Source organism: Catenulispora rubra (genome assembly GCF_015356825.1).
GTDB lineage: Bacteria > Actinomycetota > Actinomycetes > Streptomycetales > Catenulisporaceae > Catenulispora > Catenulispora rubra.
On record NZ_JAACYW010000699.1, the window covers coordinates 1 to 598 of the forward strand.

Consider the following 598-nt stretch of genomic DNA (forward strand, 5'->3'; position numbering starts at 1 on the left):
CCAACCCGCAGAAGGGTGAAGACCATGAAAGTCGCACTCACCGGCGCCACCGGGTTCATCGGCTCGCACGTCCTGGCCGAGCTCCGCGAGCACGGCCACGAGGTGGTCGCGCTCGTCCACAACGAAGGCGGCGCTGATGGTGTCGGCTGGATCACGATCACCTGCGGCCCGGTCGCAGCGGCCGGTTGTGGTGAGGCCTGTGCGCTGGACGCGAAGGAGGGGTGGATCCCGGACCAGAGCGCCAGGATGGCTGCTGCCGCGCCGGCGAGGATCATCACAAGTCGTTGGAGCCAGCGGGGGAGTAGTGCTGATTGCAGATAGGTGCCTTGCAGGCTGACCGGCTGCCCCAAACCCGACGGCGTGACGGTGATGTTGTACTGGTGCCGGGCTTTGACGCCGAACCACAGCAGCCGCCCCGGTCGGACGGCGAATTTGCTGAACTGTGCGCGTCCCGGCTGGAGTCGTAGCGCAGGGGTGCGGATGTCGATGTGCAGGTTGGTGTTGTTGGAGGTGGTGGCTACGGCGGCGCTGGTGGCGACGTTGCTGTAGTTGTCGACGGCCAGTCGGACGCGGCCGCGGTGCCAGCCGCGGGTGGTGG

At 67.6% G+C, this 598-nt stretch carries 1 pseudogene; it reads left to right on the forward strand.

Annotated elements, in window-relative coordinates:
- Positions 1-24 precede the first annotated feature (24 nt).
- A pseudogene (locus tag GWK61_RS61660) lies at positions 25-123 on the forward strand (NAD-dependent epimerase/dehydratase family protein); the annotation flags it as partial.
- Positions 124-598 lie beyond the last annotated feature (475 nt).